At 54.1% G+C, this 15,913-nt stretch carries 15 protein-coding genes; 6 read left to right on the top strand and 9 right to left on the bottom strand.

All coding sequences use genetic code 11. The annotated features are described in order from the left end of the window. Positions 1 to 152: 152 nt before the first annotated feature. Genes DPO_RS03380 through DPO_RS03370 form a run of 3 tightly spaced genes read left to right on the top strand, consistent with a single transcriptional unit; the run spans position 153 to position 3,520 of the window. Positions 153 to 434, top strand: a complete 282-nt coding sequence (locus tag DPO_RS03380) for a DUF997 family protein (RefSeq protein WP_006964284.1) — start codon at positions 153 to 155, stop codon at positions 432 to 434. Continuing rightward, the gene (locus DPO_RS03375; protein WP_006964283.1) at positions 431 to 1,924 is read left to right on the top strand and encodes a sodium:solute symporter family protein; all 1,494 of its coding nucleotides are present in this window, start codon (positions 431 to 433) and stop codon (positions 1,922 to 1,924) included. Before DPO_RS03380 ends, DPO_RS03375 begins: the two co-directional genes overlap by 4 nt. A gap of 21 nt (positions 1,925 to 1,945) precedes the next feature. Continuing rightward, positions 1,946 to 3,520 carry a benzoate-CoA ligase family protein gene (locus DPO_RS03370; RefSeq protein ID WP_006964282.1) on the top strand — a complete coding sequence of 525 codons (1,575 nt, stop codon included), beginning with the start codon at positions 1,946 to 1,948 and terminating at the stop codon, positions 3,518 to 3,520. A 145-nt stretch (positions 3,521 to 3,665) separates the two neighbouring features. Here DPO_RS03370 and DPO_RS03365 read toward each other — a convergent pair whose 3' ends face one another. After that, complete coding sequence (locus DPO_RS03365; protein WP_201765588.1) at positions 3,666 to 4,889, bottom strand: aminotransferase class I/II-fold pyridoxal phosphate-dependent enzyme; 1,224 nt, start codon at positions 4,887 to 4,889, stop codon at positions 3,666 to 3,668. A 153-nt stretch (positions 4,890 to 5,042) separates the two neighbouring features. Here DPO_RS03365 and DPO_RS03360 point away from each other — a divergent pair, with 153 nt between their 5' ends. Continuing rightward, a complete protein-coding gene (locus tag DPO_RS03360) occupies positions 5,043 to 5,528 on the top strand; it encodes an Lrp/AsnC family transcriptional regulator (RefSeq protein WP_006964280.1) in 486 nt (161 codons plus the stop codon). Positions 5,529 to 5,534: 6 nt separating this feature from the next. On the opposite strand, the gene DPO_RS03355 is transcribed toward DPO_RS03360, so the two are convergent. Genes DPO_RS03355 through DPO_RS03320 form a run of 8 tightly spaced genes read right to left on the bottom strand, consistent with a single transcriptional unit; the run spans position 5,535 to position 13,841 of the window. Then, positions 5,535 to 7,010, bottom strand: a complete 1,476-nt coding sequence (locus DPO_RS03355; RefSeq protein ID WP_152427528.1) for an FAD-binding oxidoreductase — start codon at positions 7,008 to 7,010, stop codon at positions 5,535 to 5,537. A gap of 13 nt (positions 7,011 to 7,023) precedes the next feature. Continuing rightward, positions 7,024 to 7,704, bottom strand: coding sequence for an amino acid ABC transporter permease (locus tag DPO_RS03350; RefSeq protein WP_006964278.1), 681 nt, complete (start codon positions 7,702 to 7,704; stop codon positions 7,024 to 7,026). Beyond that, complete coding sequence (locus DPO_RS03345; RefSeq protein ID WP_006964277.1) at positions 7,701 to 8,483, bottom strand: amino acid ABC transporter ATP-binding protein; 783 nt, start codon at positions 8,481 to 8,483, stop codon at positions 7,701 to 7,703. Before DPO_RS03345 ends, DPO_RS03350 begins: the two co-directional genes overlap by 4 nt. A gap of 22 nt (positions 8,484 to 8,505) precedes the next feature. Further along, a complete protein-coding gene (locus DPO_RS03340) occupies positions 8,506 to 9,147 on the bottom strand; it encodes an amino acid ABC transporter permease (RefSeq protein ID WP_029724883.1) in 642 nt (213 codons plus the stop codon). A 9-nt stretch (positions 9,148 to 9,156) separates the two neighbouring features. Beyond that, a complete protein-coding gene (locus DPO_RS03335; RefSeq protein WP_006964275.1) occupies positions 9,157 to 9,912 on the bottom strand; it encodes a transporter substrate-binding domain-containing protein in 756 nt (251 codons plus the stop codon). Between the two features lie 36 nt (positions 9,913 to 9,948). After that, entirely contained in the window at positions 9,949 to 11,070 is a 1,122-nt protein-coding gene (hisC, locus tag DPO_RS03330; RefSeq protein ID WP_006964274.1) for a histidinol-phosphate transaminase, read from the bottom strand. A 31-nt stretch (positions 11,071 to 11,101) separates the two neighbouring features. Next, positions 11,102 to 12,385: a nickel pincer cofactor-dependent isomerase, group 22 gene (locus DPO_RS03325; RefSeq protein ID WP_006964273.1), complete on the bottom strand. Its 1,284-nt coding sequence runs from the start codon at positions 12,383 to 12,385 to the stop codon at positions 11,102 to 11,104. A 34-nt stretch (positions 12,386 to 12,419) separates the two neighbouring features. Next, positions 12,420 to 13,841, bottom strand: coding sequence for a glycine--tRNA ligase (locus tag DPO_RS03320; protein WP_040011417.1), 1,422 nt, complete (start codon positions 13,839 to 13,841; stop codon positions 12,420 to 12,422). Positions 13,842 to 14,101: 260 nt separating this feature from the next. Between DPO_RS03320 and DPO_RS03315 the strand changes: the two genes are divergently transcribed. Continuing rightward, positions 14,102 to 14,803 (top strand): queuosine precursor transporter, encoded by a 702-nt coding sequence (locus tag DPO_RS03315; RefSeq protein WP_006964270.1) that lies wholly within the window; start codon positions 14,102 to 14,104, stop codon positions 14,801 to 14,803. Between the two features lie 298 nt (positions 14,804 to 15,101). Beyond that, entirely contained in the window at positions 15,102 to 15,911 is an 810-nt protein-coding gene (locus DPO_RS03310; RefSeq protein WP_040011529.1) for a DUF4198 domain-containing protein, read from the top strand. The last annotated feature ends 2 nt before the right edge of the window (positions 15,912 to 15,913 follow it).

The raw sequence follows: 15,913 nt of genomic DNA, 5'->3' as shown, positions 1-15,913 counted from the left end.
TCTATTTAGATAAATGATTTAATGCAGCGCACAAGACACACAACACCCATTAAGAAACACATCCGGGTTTCAAAAAGCCCGGGTTGAAAAGCAGGCGGTTTCATAAATATTTTAATTTTTTCGCGCCAAAAGCGCAAAAGGAGGAAACGCACATGTCCGCACAAGCGAACAAACGAAAAAACCTGGGTTTCTTAATCGTGTTTGTTGTACTCACTGTTCTGTGCTGGTGCCCCATCGGCTATGGCCGGTACGGCGAGGTGGATCTGATCATGGGAATGCCTTCCTGGGCATTTGTTCTACTTCTGATCGGGGCGCTGCTGTTCATTCTTGAATGGGTCTATCTGTTCAAAACCGATCTGGCGCTGTATGACAGGGATGTGGCGGAAATCGTGGATGCTTTGAAAAAAATTGATATGGAGGACACCCGCTCATGATTGCTGTCATTATTATCACCAGCTTATGTTTCGTATCCGTGTTCATCAGTTATGTGGCGTTTCGCAAGGGATTCACCAAAAGTGCGGATGATTATTTTGTGGCCGGCTCCAGCCTGGGATATTTTGTGCTGATTTTCAGTCTTCTGGCCTCGTTTTTAAGCGCGTTCTCCATGTTCGGGATGTCCAGTTTCGGATATCGCCTGGGGTATGGGTCTTTGTATGTGCTCACGGCCAACCTGGTGCCTCTGGGGTTTTTATGGTATTTCATGCACAAAAAGACCTTTCTTTTAGGCCGGGCCAGAAAATGGATGACCATGGGGGCCCCGTTTGGTGAACGGTACGGCACTCCCATGAAAATCATTCTGGTGCTGGTGGTGCTCGTGGCTTCCGTTCCCTATGTCGTCGCCCAGATCCAGGGGATCGGTGTGATGCTGGAAGCCATGAGCGACGGGATCATCTCCTTTCGTTTAGGCCTGTTTTTCGTGCCGTTTTTCATCGCCATCTATTTGATGATGGGAGGCATGAAAGGGGCGGCCTGGGTCAATGCCATCCAGGGGGTGTTTTTTTCGATCATGGTGTTTGTGCTGTTTTTCTTCGTGATGATGAAAAACGGGGGATTTGTGCCCACCATGGAGCTGGTCATGGCCAAGCATCCCAACCTGTTTCAGATCGGCTGGGCCGGGGGCAAGGTGTGGAGCTATCCCATGATTTTCGGCATGGCATCGGCCATGGCTCTGGGATGTGTGTGTTTTCCCCAGCCTTATATGCATGCCTATTCCAGCCGGTCGGTCCGGGGGTTGAAAGCCATGTTTCTGTCCTTTGGCGGTATCTGCCTGTTTGTCATCACCATGCCCACACTCATCGGGGTTGCCGGCAATGTCATTGTGCCGGGACTCAAAGGGGTGGAAGCGGATAAAATTTACGGGCTGGTGGCTGCCGCCACCATGCCGGACTGGCTGGCGGCCCTGGCTGTGGCCGGCGGATTCACCGCGGCCATGTCCACAGTGAACGGTCTGGTTTTCGGCAATGCCGTCAACCTGTCTTTGGATGTGGTCAAAACCATACGGCCCCAGACCCAGCCTGCCGAATACATCACCCTGGCAAGGATTTTTGTAGCCATCATCATGGCCGTCTGTGTGTGGATCGCCTGGAATCCCACCACCCCCGTGGCGGAACTGTCCGTCATCGCTTTTGGGACCGTGGCTGTGACGTTTTTTGCCCTGTGGGGGGCCTACTACTGGAAACGCGCCACAGCCACGGGGGCGATTCTGTCCACACTGGCCGGTGTTTTTATGAATGTATTATTCTTTGTTATAGGGGGCAAGAACATGGTGCTCTTCCCCCAGAAGTTCATGTTCCAGCTGAATGGATTTCTGGCATCATTCATTATCGCCGGTATCGTATTTTTTGTCGCATCGTGGTTGACCAAACCCGGCAAAATCGAAGAAAAAAGTTTGAAACTTTTTTTCCATCCGATGTTGGAAAAATAATTATTTAGGAGGAAGTGATTTATGGAACTCGAATATCTTGGAATGGAAAGATTTAATGCAGCCGATTATTTTCTGGACCGTAACATCCGGGAAGGCAGAGAAGACAAGATCGCCGTGGTGTGTGAAGACCGGAAACTGACCTATGGAGAATTGACAAAGCAAGCCAACCGGTTCGGCAATGCGCTTATGTCGTCCGGTGTCCGCATGGAAAACCGGGTGGCCCTGCTGATGCTGGACATGGAACTGTACCCGGCCGCGTTTCTGGGAGCGATTAAAACCGGGGCCGTCCCCATCTGTTTAAACACCCTGATGCGGCCCAAGGATTACCTGTATTTTTTAAATGACAGCCGGGCCCGGGTCCTGGTGGTGGACGAATCCCTGTATTTCAACATCGAGGAAGTCAAATCCGAGCTTATGTTTCTGGAAAAGATCGTGGTGGTGAACACACAGGGTGAAAAACCGGGGACCGTGTCTTATGAACAATTTGTCCAAGGACAGCCCGATACCCTTGACCCGGCACCCACGGGTCCGGATGATGCCTGTTTCTGGCTGTACAGCTCCGGCTCCACGGGCAAACCCAAAGGCACGGTGCATTTGCAGCATGACATGCTGTTTTCTGTGGAAACCTATGGCAAACAAGTGCTTAAAATCCGGGAAGATGATGTGTGTTTTTCTGCGGCCAAGATGTTTTTCGCCTATGGCCTGGGCAACAGTCTGTATTTTCCCTTCAGCGCCGGGGCCACCACCGTGCTGATGCCGGACCGTCCCACGCCGCAAACCGTGTTTGATACCATTGCCCGGTACAAACCCACCCTGTATTTCGGGGTCCCCACCCTTTACGGGGCCATGCTGGCCCAGGATGAGGGCAGCATGGACGGAGTCCGGCTGTGCACCTCTGCGGGCGAAGCCTTGCCGGCCCATCTGTTCAAACGGTGGAAAGAACGGTTTAACGTGGATATCCTGGACGGCATCGGATCCACGGAAGTCAGCCATATCTATATCTCCAACCGGGTGGAAGACATCCGGCCCGGTTCCACGGGCCAGCTGGTACCCGGATACGAAGCAAGGGTTGTGGATGATCAGCTCAATGACCTGCCGAAAGGCGAGATCGGTACCGTGCTGATCAAAGGCGACAGCACGGCCGCTTATTACTGGAACAAGCATGAAAAAACCAAGGAAGCCATGCTCGGAGACTGGTTCAATACGGATGACAAGTTTTTTGTTGATGAGGACGGATTTTTCTATTATGTGGGCCGATCCAACGATATGCTCAAAGTGGGCGGCATCTGGGTGTCTCCCATTGAAGTGGAAGCCTGTCTTATCGGTCATCCGGCCGTGCTGGAATGCGCCGTGGTCCCGGGCAGAGATGATGAAAACCTGGTGAAACCCAGCGCCTACATCGTGTTGAATAAGGGATTTGAGGAATCGCCGGAACTGGAAAAAGAGATCAAATCCTATGTGAAAAAAGAGCTGGCCCACTACAAGTTCCCCCGGTGGATCAACTTTGTGGAAGACCTGCCCAAAACCGCCACAGGCAAGGTCAAGCGGTTTGAGCTCAAGGGAAAGGAAGATGACCGGACCCGACTGGCCAGTTAACAGCGGGCCGGCCGGGTCTGCGTGACCCGTTCATCATCCCTGAAGCAGCCCCCTGTGCCCGGCACAACCGTTGCCGGGCAAGGGGGTATCCAGGACCCCGACCCCGTCCGAGAAACCTGACGGCAATCATGGGATCCTTTTTTTGTTAAACGCCCAACACTTTTTTGACGGCCCGTTCCATCTGTGCCATGCGGGTATCGAGATCTCCTGTAAATCCTAAAGCAATCCTGAGAAGTCCGGAGGACAGTCCCATTTTCTGCTGATCTTCCATCTTGATTTCAGACGATGTGGAGGAGCCGGAACAGCTGATCAGGGTATCAAAATAGCCTAAAGAAACGGCGATCATGCCAAAAGACTCTTCGTTCTGAAGCACGTCCATGAGTTCTTCCGCCTTTTCCCTGGTTCCGCAGTCCAGGGCCAGGATACCGCCCAGGCCGTATCCTTCATTGGCCAGCGCTTTCGCCTTTTCATATTGAGGGTGATCCGGCAGTCCCGGATAGACAACCCGGATCCCCATTTCTTTGAGCATTTTAGCCATGGCGGCGCCTCTTCTGCTGTGTTCGCGCATCCGGATGGGCAGATGGGGGATCCGCTGCAGCACATCAAAGGCCACCCGGGGATCCATGGTCGGCCCGAGCAGCATGACCCTTCCCGTGTGCAGATCCATCAATTCATGAATAAAAGATTTGTCCGCGCATACAGCGCCTGCAATCAGATCACTTGCCCCATTGATATATTTGGTCAACGAATAGACAACGATATCAGCACCTAAAATTTTGGGACTGAAAATCAATGGAGAAAAGGTATTGTCTACGACCAGTTTGCTGCCTTGTTCGCGGGCAATTTCTGCAAGGGCAGGGATATCGGCAATCTTGAGAGTCGGATTCCCCATGGTCTCCGTATAGATCACTTTTGTTTTTTCAGTGACGGCGGCCTTTACCGCTTCAATATCCGTGATATCAACAAAGGTCGTCTTGATATTCATCTGGGGAAGCAGGGATTCAAACAGGGCATGGGTCCCGCCGTAAATCGTTTCACTGGCCACGATGTGATCTCCGCTGTAACATGTCTGGAGAATGGTACAGGAAATGGCAGACATGCCGCTGGCTGTACAGACAGCCGCTTCCGTTCCTTCCATGGCCGCAAGGTATCGGGCCAGGACATCGACAGTGGGATTGAAATGACGACTGTACAGGAAGCACCCGCCCTGTTCAGGCCCTTTCAGGCCGTTGAAAATTTCCGGCATCGTCCCCGGATGCATGACCGTAAACGTGGCGGATCTTGAAATGGATGGCACAACGCCGCCGTGTTCTCCGAATTCCCTGCGGGCATTGAGCAGCGCCTTTTCGGGGTTGTAAGTTGTCATCATAACCTCCTTTGAAGGATATGGATAAATATTGAAATGTTTAAATTATTGTACTTAAACGTACCAGTTATCCCGTGAAATGTCCTTGCTTTTATCCCCGGAATCAGGGTAATAATTAGAAGATTCTTTTAAATTATATCAATCAGGAGAAATATTTTGCCTACTGACGTACACCTTGATCAGACAGACGGCACCATGCTTGATTTGCTGCAAAAAGATGGGCGGGCATCCAACGTCACACTGGCAGGCAGGCTTAATTTAAGTGAAAGTCCCTGCTGGCGCCGCCAGAAACGCCTGGAAGAAAACGGGTTTATCAAAGGATACCATGCCCATCTGGACCGCAGGCGTTTGGGGTTTGGTGTGGTCGCCTTTGTACAGATCAGTTTCTCGATACACAGAGATGACTCTGTGATAGACTTTGAACAGGCGGTTCAGGATATCCCCGAGGTCCTTTTCTGCCACAACATTTCAGGCGAGTCGGATTATTTGCTTCAAATTGTTACCAGAAGCCTGGAATCTTATGAAAAATTATCGAGAAACGTTATTCGGAGACTACCCGGTGTGACGTCAGTTAAAACAAGCTTTTCATTAAAGGAAATAAAGCATTCAACCCAGTTGCCCATCTCAGATATTCAACGGTGAATGAATTCATATGATTCCCGGCGGGTAAACACCATTCGCTGCATCAGGGTTTCCAGGCTGGTGATCATGGGTGGGAAAAATTTTGCCGGGATTGAGAATGCCGCTGGGATCCAGCATCTTTTTTAATTGCAGGGCCAGGTCCAGGGTGTCGTCATCCAGGTTGACGCTTAAGTATTCTTTTTTGGCCAGGCCGATGCCGTGTTCAGCGGCAATCCGCCCGCCCAGGACTTTTGTCAGGGAAAATATCTGATGTGTGACTTCCCCGGCCCGTTGGGGGGACAAAGGACCTGCTGCTTCTGAGACACTCAAATGGATATTGCCGTCGGCAAAATGCCCGAAAGACAGAATCCGCAAGTTTTGTTCGAGTGCCAGGGCCGCCAGTTTTTCCAGCATGTCCGGGATGGAGGCCGGGGGCACGGCAATGTCCTCTTCCAGCCAGTGGGGGCAAAGTCCTGCCAGGGCCCCGTGGATGCTGCGGCGGACCTCCCAGAGCTGTTCCCGCTCAGCCGGATTCCGGGCAGAATGAATCCCGGTGGCTCCGCACTGACCGCATATCTGCCGGACCGTTGCCGCCTCCTTTGCCACGGCATCTTCATCCCCGTCCAGTTCGATGAGCAGCATGGCCCCGGTGTCCGGAGAGATCAGCGATGCCACAGGGTCTGACAGGCCGGTTTTTCGGACCGCTTGAAGGCAGAACCGGTCAATGAATTCCAGGGTGCAGGGCGTTACCCCGGTTTTGAGCAGCATGGGCACCACCTGGCCGGCGGCCTGGATGTCCGGAAAACTCACGGCCAGGGTTTTGATGGTTTCGGGCAAAGGCACCAGCCGCACAATGGCTTGGGTGATCACCCCTAAGGTGCCTTCCGATCCCACAAACAGTTCGGTCATGGAATATCCCACCACATCCTTGATGCATTTGGATCCCAGCGTGACCCGCCGTCCGTCCGGAAGCACCACCTCCAGGCCCAGGACATACTGCTTGGTGACCCCGTACTTGGCGGCCCTCATGCCTCCGGCATTTTCTGCGATATTGCCGCCGATGGTGGAGAAACCGGCACTGGCCGGATCCGGGGGATAAAACAGCCCTTTTTTTTCCACAGCCTTCTGGAGAGTGCCCGTGATCACCCCGGTTTCCACGGTGGCGCACAGGTTATCCGTATCGATCTCCAGAATCCGGTTCATTCGTTCCAGCACCAGGACAATACCGCCCATGGCGGGAACGGCCCCGCCCGTGAGGCCGGACCCGGCGCCTCTGGGCACCACGGGAATCCGTCGGGCCGCAGCATATTGCATCACGTTGCAGACATCGTCCGGAGTATGGGCGAACACCACGGCCAGAGGCACGGCCCGGTCTCCGCCGGCGTCAAAAGCATAGGTCCACCGGTCTTCCAGGGCGAACAGGCACTGGTCCGGTCCCAGCATCGCTGTGAGATCCTGCCGCATCTGGTTTGATGTTTTTGAAGTGTTTGAAAAGGCGGTCATGATTCAGTCGCCATCACCTTCCTTCCACGCCGGAATCCAGCCCCGGGACCGCCAGTTTTTTCTGGATGCCGTGCAGAATCAGGCTCAGTATGCCCACCAGCACCAGATAAATCAGGGCCACCAGCACATAGGTCTGGATGGGGGTAAAATTCTGGCTGGACAGGATTTTGGCTTTGTTCATGAGATCCGGGACGGCAATGAGAAACACGATGGCCGTATATTTCACCATGGCGATGAGTTCATTGGACCAGGCCGGGATCACCAGGCGCAGGGCCTGGGGTAAAATGATATGCCGGATCCCCTGGAACCGGCTCATGCCGATGCCCCGGGCCGCCTGCATCTGTCCTCCGGACACCGCCTGGATGGCGCCTCTGAAATATTCACACTGATACGCCCCGGAGTTGCACCCCAGGGTGATAAAGGCGGCAGCCATGCGGGAAAAGGACAGCCCGACTTCGGGCAGTCCGTAATATACCACAAACAGCTGCACCAGCAGGGGCGTGCCTCTGAATACCGTCAGATATGCTGAGCAGACGGGCTGGATCAGTTTCGGGCCATATACCCGCAGCAAAGCCAGGGGTAACCCGATGGCCAGGCCGATGGCCAGAGCCCCGGCAGTCAACTGAAGGGTGACCACGGTTCCCTGCATCAGTTCCGGCAGGGCCATGACGGCATATGCGATAAATTCCTTCATGGGGTGTCTGGTTCCAGGTTCCCGGAGGGTGGTTCCGCTTTTCCCGTGGTGATGATGGATAAAAATTTTTGGGTGCGTTCGGATTCGGGACGGGTGAACAGCCGGTCTGGCGGTCCCTGTTCCTCGATCCGGCCGTTTTCCATGAAAATGACCCGGTCCGCCGCTTCCCTGGCAAATCCCATTTCATGGGACACAATAATCATGGTCATGCCTTCAGCCGCCAGTTTCTGCATCACAGCCAGCACCTCACCCGTGAGTTCCGGGTCCAGGGCCGAGGTGGGTTCGTCAAACAGCATGACTTTGGGGTCCATGCCCAGAGCTCTGGCAATGCCCACCCGCTGCTTCTGCCCCCCGGACAGCTGGGACGGGTATTTGTGCCGGTGATCCGCCATGCCCACCCGGGACAGTTCGGTCATGGCTTTTTTTTCCGCATCCTTTGCCGGCATGCCCAGCACTTTGGTCATGCCGATGGTCACGTTGCCCAGCACGGTGAGATGGTTGAACAGGTTGAACTCCTGGAACACCATGCCCATCTGGCGGCGGACCGTATCTTCGTTCATACCGGAAGCCGTGATTTCCTGATCTTCCAGAAAGATGCGGCCGGATGTGGGCCTGTGCAGCAGGTTCAGGCACTGGAGCAGGGTGCTTTTTCCCGTGCCGCTGCTGCCGATGATCACAATGACTTCAGACGGGTTGACATCAAAACTGACATCCCTGACCACGGGGGTGGCACCAAAGGATTTGTGCAGGTTTTCGATTTTCAAAACAGGTCGGATCATTTTCCAGGCTCCCGGGGAAGAATTAAAATTGGACGGCAAACCGTTTTTCAACCGCTTCCAGCAACTTGCTCAATGTCAGGGTCAAAAGGATGTAAAAACAGGCTGCCGTGCCGAATGCCAGCAGCGGCTCCATGGTGCTGGCACTGGCATACTGGGCTCTTCGCATCAGTTCCGGCACGCCGATGACAAACACGAGAGAGGAATCTTTCAGCACCAGGGTCACTTCGTTGATCAGTGAAGGAATGGACACCCGGAACGCCTGGGGCAGGATAATGCACCGGATGGCTTTGGCCCGGGACATGCCGATGCCCCGGGCCGCCGTCATCTGTCCCCGGGGCACGGATAGAATCGCGCCTCTGAAAATTTCGGTCTGGTATGCCCCGCTGGCAAACCCTAAGGCAATGGCTCCGGACATGAACGGGGACAGGTCGATGAACGCGGAAATCACAAAAAACAGAATAAAGATGATCACCACCACGGGCACGGCCCGCACCACGATGCTGTAGGAAACTGCCAGGCCTTTGACCACAGGGTTGCCATATACCCGGAACACGGCCATCAGGGCACCGATACATCCGCCCAGGCCCAGGGCGATGAGCGTGACCGAGACGGTGACGCCCAGGCCCGGCAGCAGAAACTGCAGCATGGTGAAAAATGGTGTCATGCGTTTATCTTACAGCAGTTTGTATTTATCCATTAATGCCTGCAAAGTGCCGTCCGCCTTGAGCTCTTCAATGGCTTTGTTGATGGCATCCAGCAGTTCCGTATTCCCCTTGGTCACGGCAATGCTCTGGCCGGCAGACACGGCTTCCGTGGTGATCAAAGCGATCTTGAGATCGTTTTTTTCCGCCAGGGAAATGGCCGGGTCTGCAATGATGTGCAGCACGTCCACCCGGCCGGCCTTGATATCCATGGCCGCATTGTCCACCCGTTCATAGGAAAAATAGTTTTCCTCGGGCAGTTTACCGGTTTTGATCAGGTTGTCCTGGATCCATTTTTCCTGGATGGTGCCGGTCTGGGACGCTACTTTGTAATCAACGATCTCGTTTATCGAGGTCAGTTCGATGTCTGAATCCGCTTTTGCCAGAATCGCATCCTTGATCTCATGATAGGTGATGGAAAAATCCACTTTCTGCTTACGCTCCTCACTGGCCTGCATGGCAGCGATCACGGCATCGATTTTTTTGTTCTGGAGCCCGGCGATGAGGGTGTCAAACCCCATGTCCACAATTTTGACTTTTTTGCCCATTTTTTCACCCACGGCCCGGATCAGATCCATGTCAAATCCCACGAACTCGCCTTTGTCATCCGTGTATTCATAGGGCGGATAATCTGCGGACGTTCCCACCACAAGGGTGTCATCGGCACCGGCCACCGTGGCCAGTCCCAGCATCAGGATCCCGCATAAAACAGAAGTTACAACTTTCATTTTCTTTCTCTCCTTAACTTGTGTGTTGGTTAAATTTCAGGGCATGGCCCTGTCAAATTCCTGTAAAAATTCAAGGTTATCCTCCCGGGTGCCTAAAGACATCCTGAAGTATCCGGGCACGCCGAACGCTGTGCCCGGCCGGACCACAAACCCTTTGGGAAGCAACCGGTGAAACAGGGCCGTGCCGTCCAGCCGGGTGTTGTCCGGCAGTTTTACAAATAAAAAATTGGCCTGGGATTCCGGCACTTCCAGGCCCCGGCGGCACAGTTGTTCCCGCATGAATGTCCGCTCGGACACGGCCAAAGCCACATGTTTTTCTGCAAAATCCGTTTCCTCAAGCATGTACCCGGCCGCAGCCATGGCCGCGGAATTCACGTTAAAAGGCAGTTTGACATTGTTTACCAGCGCAATCACCCGGGGATGGGCCACAATGTACCCGATCCTCAGCCCGGCCAGGCCATAGGCTTTGGAAAAGGTTCTCAGCCCGATCACCCGGGGATCCTTTTCCAGGTAATCTTCGGTGCAGACCGCCTGATCATCGGTGACAAATTCCCTGTAAGCCTCGTCCAGCACCACCATGATGTGCGGGGGCAGCTGTGTCAGAAATCCGTCCGTTTCCTTTTTTGTCAGAATATCACCCGTGGGGTTGGAGGGCGAGCACAGCCAGACCAGCTTGATATCTTTTTCCTGTTTACAAAAGGAGAGCACGGCATCCAGATCGATGCGGTGGCCTTTCAGGGGCAGCTTCACGGGCTGTCCTCCCATGAGCAGGGTGGCCGTGCTGTAGGCATCGAAAATCGGAGTGGGAATTACGGCTTTTTCCCCCTGGTTCAAAAAAATCTGGGCAATGAGCCGGATTCCTTCTTCGGCCCCGTTGCAGAAAATCAGGTGGGATTCACTGATTTTCAGCCGGGCCGCCACCTGGGCCCGCAACTGCCGGCACAGGGCATCCGGATACCGGTTGGACCCCGTGACGGCCTCTGCCACCGCTTCGCCCAGTGCGGCCGGCAGTTCAAAAGGACATTCATTGGAAGACAGCTTGACCACCTTGTCCAGGCCGTATTCCTGCCGTACTTCCAGAATGGGTTTTCCCGGGACATAGGGCGCCATCCGGGCCACATGTTCCCTGGCAAACGATGTCACATCAAATTCGGGCATATCCGTTTCCTTTAAATAGTATGTTCACGGATCACAGGGCATCAGCCAGGTGTCCGGTTTGATCAAACGTCATGGGCGATCCAGTGGAAACCACGCAGATATCTTTTCTGCCGGCCAGATCGGGCAGGCACCCTTTTGATACCATCATCCGGCCCAGATCCCGGGTGTTTCGGATATGAACCACTTTCAGGTCATCCAGGGTATAGGACCGCAGGGTCTGCAATGCCGCTGCCACGGCCTGTTTTTCCGTTGCCAGGGTCAACGGGATCTTGCAGTCTTCCGGGCAGCAGGCCGTGATGGCATTGACGGCCGTGGTCTGCATATCGATTTTGTTCACCAGTTTTTCAGTGGCCACATCCAGCCTGCCCAGGCCCATGGCGTTGCCTTTGGTGGCGACACTGAGATCCCGGACAAAGATCCGGGTGATATCCGGCACAGGCCGGTCATCGCTCCAGACGCAGGTGCCTTTGCCGCCGATAACGTTGGGGTCCAGGCCGGCGCCGCTGATATCCTTGCCCATCTCGTCCACGATCAGCAGATCAATGGCATCCAGAGGCAGTCTGGGCAGGCAGGTGCGGGCGGTTTTCAGCAGGCGCCGTTCCAACGCTTCCATCTCCCGGACCGTGCCCAGACAAATCTCACATACGGCATGGTTCTGATTTTCCACCAGGGCCACGCCGAACAAAAACGGGGTGGCGGCCAGCAGATGCCGGCCCACGGCCATGAGCACATGGGAGAACCCTTTTTCCACGGCAGCTTTGTGATATCCGTCTGCGCCTGTCCGGTTGCCCAGGCCGATGGCCAGCATCTTGATGACCCCGCTTTCAACCGGTCCGGTAAAGTCGGTGTGCGGTTTGACCCGGTTGATGAGCACCAGCCCGTCCGCCTCATGAGCCAGCCGATCCATGTAAACAGGGATTCCCTCCACCCGGCCTGAAGCCGCCACATCCATGGTGGCCCTGACAGGGGCACCCACCACGGACTCCACAATCCCCTGTTTGGCCAGTATGGCAATCTGACCTTGGGCCGTGCCGCCCCCGTGGGAGCCCATGGCAGGGAGGATAAACGGTTTGGCACCCGCATGTTTCAGCCGGTTCACCACGCATGTGACAATCTGGGGCAGATCCGGAATTTTGCGGCTGCCCACCCCGATGGCAATCCGGTCTCCGGGATGTATGGCACACTTTTCCCGGCAGCGTTCCCATTCAGACGCAAGAACAGACCTTATGTCCACGGCCGGAGGAATCTGTGGCTGCATATGAATCCGGAACATATCCGGAAACGCAAAATCATCTGACACATCAAGCGTGAACATGGTGCTGCCCAAAGTTTGCTTGGCCTTTTGGGTGTTAATATTTAAATTTTTCCCGGAAATACGCCGGCAGTTCGGCAATTTTCATGCGGATCTGGTCCATGGTGTCCCGGTCCCGGATGGTGACGGACTCATCTTCCCGGGAATCAAAGTCAAAGGTCACGCAATAGGGGGTGCCGGCTTCATCGTGGCGGCGGTATCGTTTGCCGATGCTGCCCACCATGTCGAAATCGATGTTCAGGCCCAGTTCTTTTACCAGCAGGGTGAAGACCTTCTGGGCCTCGTCTCCCAGTTTCTTTTGCAGGGGCAAAACCGCAATCTTGACGGGTGCCAGCTGGTTGTGCAGGTGCAGTACCACTCGGGTGTCCCCATCCTCCAGGGTCTGTTCTTCATAGGCGTCGCACAAAAATACCAAAGCGGACCGCTGAACCCCCAAAGAGGGTTCGATGACAAAGGGGACGAACTTTTCCTTGGTCACCTCGTCAAAATACTGCAAATCCTTGCCCGAATGTTCCATATGCTGTTTCAGATCGTAATCGGTCCGGGACGCGATGCCGCACAGCTCTCCCCAGCCGAACGGATACCGGTATTCGATGTCTGACGTGGCGTTGGAGTAGTGGGACAGCTCGGACGCATCATGGTCTCTGAGCCGCAGGTTGTCCGGATTGACATTGAGTCCTTTGTACCAGTCCATGGCAAAGTTTTTCCAAAGTTCATGCCATTCCAGGTCCGTGCCGGGTTTGCAGAAAAATTCGATCTCCATCTGCTCGAATTCCCGGGTTCTGAACACAAAGTTGCCCGGGGTGATTTCGTTTCTGAACGCCTTGCCGATCTGGGCAATGCCAAAAGGCACTTTTTTCCGGGAGGTGGTCAGCACGTTTTTAAAGTTCACAAAAATGCCCTGGGCCGTCTCAGGCCGCAGATAGATGTCTTTTCCTTCCCCTTCCACAACCCCCTGCTTGGTTTTGAACATCAGGTTGAAGGCCTTGGGCAATGTCCAGTCCAGGGCCCCGCAATAGGGACAGGCAATATTTTTTTCATTGATGAAATCCAGCATGTCCCGGGGCGGGGTTTTTTCACCGGCCCAGTTGGCCGGGGCCAGGTCTGACTGGTTGTCAAACTGCCATTTTTCCACCAGTTTGTCGGCCCGGTCCCGGGATTTGCATTTTTTACAGTCCATCAAAGGATCGGCAAAACTGCCCACATGCCCGGAAGCCACCCAAGTTTCCGGGTTCATGAGAATGGCGGCATCCAGGCCCACCATATCGGTTCTTTCAATGACAAATTTTTTCCACCAGGCCTGTTTGAGGTTGTTGAGCAATTCCACACCCAACGGCCCGAAATCCCAGGCATTGGCCAGACCCCCGTAAATTTCAGAGCCCGGATATACAAACCCCCTGCGTTTGGATAAAGACACCACCTTATCCATCAATGTTTCCTGCTTTTTATTTTTCCCCATCCTTGTCTCCACCTTCTGGTTTGAATTCCCCGGAATCGGTTCCGAAAAATTCAGGGTTTACATCATAATTTTAATTAAGTTGGTTTATGTAATACACTTTGACCAGAATTAAAAGTAGGGAGATGATTTTTTCACGATTTTGGCTTGAAAACAGGGTGTTGCTTTTATGTCGGCAAACTGATAAATTCACCCTTCTGTTAAAGCATTGTTGATTTTTCGGCGGTCACAGCACCCGCCTGAACAAAACTGGAGGTTTTTCCTTGAACGAACTGCTCTGGCCGGTCATGCTGGCCGTCAACTTTGGATTTATCCTTTTTTCCTACAAAATGTTCGGCCGCCCGGGTCTTTATGCCTGGGTCCCTCTGGCTGCCATTGTTTCCAATATCCAGGTGATCAAGCTGGTGGAACTGTTCGGCATCACGGCCACCTTAGGCAATATTGTGTATGCCTCCTCTTTTTTGGTCACGGATATTCTGTCTGAGATGTACGGCAAAAAACAGGCGGAAAAAGCCGTGTTCATCGGGCTGTTTTCCCTGGTGGCCATGACCGTGCTCATGAATCTGGCCCTGTGGTTCACCCCGGCCCCGGATGATTTTACCCAGGACAGCCTGGCAAATATTTTCGGGTTCATGCCCCGGATTGCCGCGGCCAGCCTCCTGGCCTACCTGGTGTCCCAGCTGCATGATGTGTGGGCCTATGATTTCTGGCGCAGGCGGTTTCCGGGCCTGCGGCGCATCTGGCTGCGCAACAACGCCTCCACCATGGTCAGCCAGTTCATCGACTCCACCGTGTTCACGGTGCTGGCTTTCTGGGGCGTGTTTCCCCCGGCCGTGCTGGTGCAGATTTTCTGGACCACGTATCTGCTCAAGTGGGTGGTGGGGGTGGCGGATACCCCGTTCATCTACCTGGCCCGGCACTGGTTTGATCAGGGGAAAATTCCCGGGACGGATACGGCTGCCTGATCCCGCCGGGCCTAGGAAGGTCCCGACAGAAAATCCTTGTTTTTTTCTGCCTGAGCTGATACATCTTTTTTCTTAAATTGCGGCTGAAGCCGCAGACCTGCTGCACAGCACAAGCCGCCCGACAGCGGCAAAGACATGAAAATTATATAAAACGGCCATGAAGGTCTGTTCTTTTGGAAAAAAAGAAGCGGCCTTCATGGCTTTTTTTGTCCAGACGGTTTTGAGGACAATTAAAACCCGGGGGCGTGGTAAATTAGAATATTTTTTTGACTGTCTGCAAACCCAGGGAGAAATTTTTATGCATCCAAGAACGATAGCAGCATCCTCAATGATGGCGGCGTTTCTGATTCTGGCAACCATCCATCCGGCCCCGGCCCATTTCGGTGCGGTTATCCCGTCCGATGACATCGTCACCCAGGCGGATGACAACACCCTGAAGGTTGAGGTCAAGTTCATCCATCCCATGGAAATGCAGTATATGGAGATGGCCGGACCCAAGGCGTTCGGGGTTCTGCACAACGGCCGGAAAACGGATCTGCGCAACACGCTTGCGCCGGCCAAAGGGAAAAGTCCGGACCAGGATCAAGCGGTCACCTTCTGGACCACGGACTATCAGATCCGCAGACCCGGTGACCACACCTTTTATGTCGAACCCACGCCCTATTGGGAACCGGCTGAGGATCTTTTCATCGTTCATTACACCAAAGTCTGCGTGAACGCATTCGGCCTGGAACAGGGATGGGATCAGCCCGTGGGACTGGAGACCGAGATCATCCCGTTTACACGGCCGTATGGACTCTGGACGGGTAATCTGTTTACCGGCCAGGTACGGGTCAAAGGTGCGCCCGTGCCTTTTGCCGAAGTGGAAATTGAATATTTGAATGAAAGCCCGGGAAATACCCATGTGGTGGTCCCTCCGGCAGATCCCTATGTCACCCAGGTGGTCAAAGCCGATGAAAACGGGATGTTCAGCTATGCCATGCCCAAAGCCGGGTGGTGGGGGTTCTCCGCACTCAACAAAGCGGACTGGACCCTTACCCGTGACGGGCTGGAAAAAGACGTGGAGATCGGGGCTGTCTTCTGGGTGTATACCCGTGATATGAAATAAGC

Origin of the sequence: Desulfotignum phosphitoxidans DSM 13687, assembly GCF_000350545.1 — a bacterium.
GTDB lineage: Bacteria > Desulfobacterota > Desulfobacteria > Desulfobacterales > Desulfobacteraceae > Desulfotignum > Desulfotignum phosphitoxidans.
Note: the sequence above shows the minus strand (reverse complement) of the source record. Positions and strands in the feature narration are given on the sequence as shown.

Bases quoted from the DNA above. Each gene is read 5' to 3' on its own strand.
- DPO_RS03380 (WP_006964284.1), top strand. From the start codon at position 153: ATGTCCGCACAAGCGAACAAACGAAAAAACCTGGGTTTCTTAATCGTG.
- DPO_RS03375 (WP_006964283.1), top strand. From the start codon at position 431: ATGATTGCTGTCATTATTATCACCAGCTTATGTTTCGTATCCGTGTTC.
- DPO_RS03370 (WP_006964282.1), top strand. From the start codon at position 1,946: ATGGAACTCGAATATCTTGGAATGGAAAGATTTAATGCAGCCGATTAT.
- DPO_RS03365 (WP_201765588.1), bottom strand. From the start codon at position 4,889: ATGATGACAACTTACAACCCCGAAAAGGCGCTGCTCAATGCCCGCAGG.
- DPO_RS03355 (WP_152427528.1), bottom strand. From the start codon at position 7,010: ATGACCGCCTTTTCAAACACTTCAAAAACATCAAACCAGATGCGGCAG.
- DPO_RS03350 (WP_006964278.1), bottom strand. From the start codon at position 7,704: ATGAAGGAATTTATCGCATATGCCGTCATGGCCCTGCCGGAACTGATG.
- DPO_RS03345 (WP_006964277.1), bottom strand. From the start codon at position 8,483: ATGATCCGACCTGTTTTGAAAATCGAAAACCTGCACAAATCCTTTGGT.
- DPO_RS03340 (WP_029724883.1), bottom strand. From the start codon at position 9,147: ATGACACCATTTTTCACCATGCTGCAGTTTCTGCTGCCGGGCCTGGGC.
- DPO_RS03335 (WP_006964275.1), bottom strand. From the start codon at position 9,912: ATGAAAGTTGTAACTTCTGTTTTATGCGGGATCCTGATGCTGGGACTG.
- hisC (WP_006964274.1), bottom strand. From the start codon at position 11,070: ATGCCCGAATTTGATGTGACATCGTTTGCCAGGGAACATGTGGCCCGG.
- DPO_RS03325 (WP_006964273.1), bottom strand. From the start codon at position 12,385: ATGTTCACGCTTGATGTGTCAGATGATTTTGCGTTTCCGGATATGTTC.
- DPO_RS03320 (WP_040011417.1), bottom strand. From the start codon at position 13,841: ATGGGGAAAAATAAAAAGCAGGAAACATTGATGGATAAGGTGGTGTCT.
- DPO_RS03310 (WP_040011529.1), top strand. From the start codon at position 15,102: ATGCATCCAAGAACGATAGCAGCATCCTCAATGATGGCGGCGTTTCTG.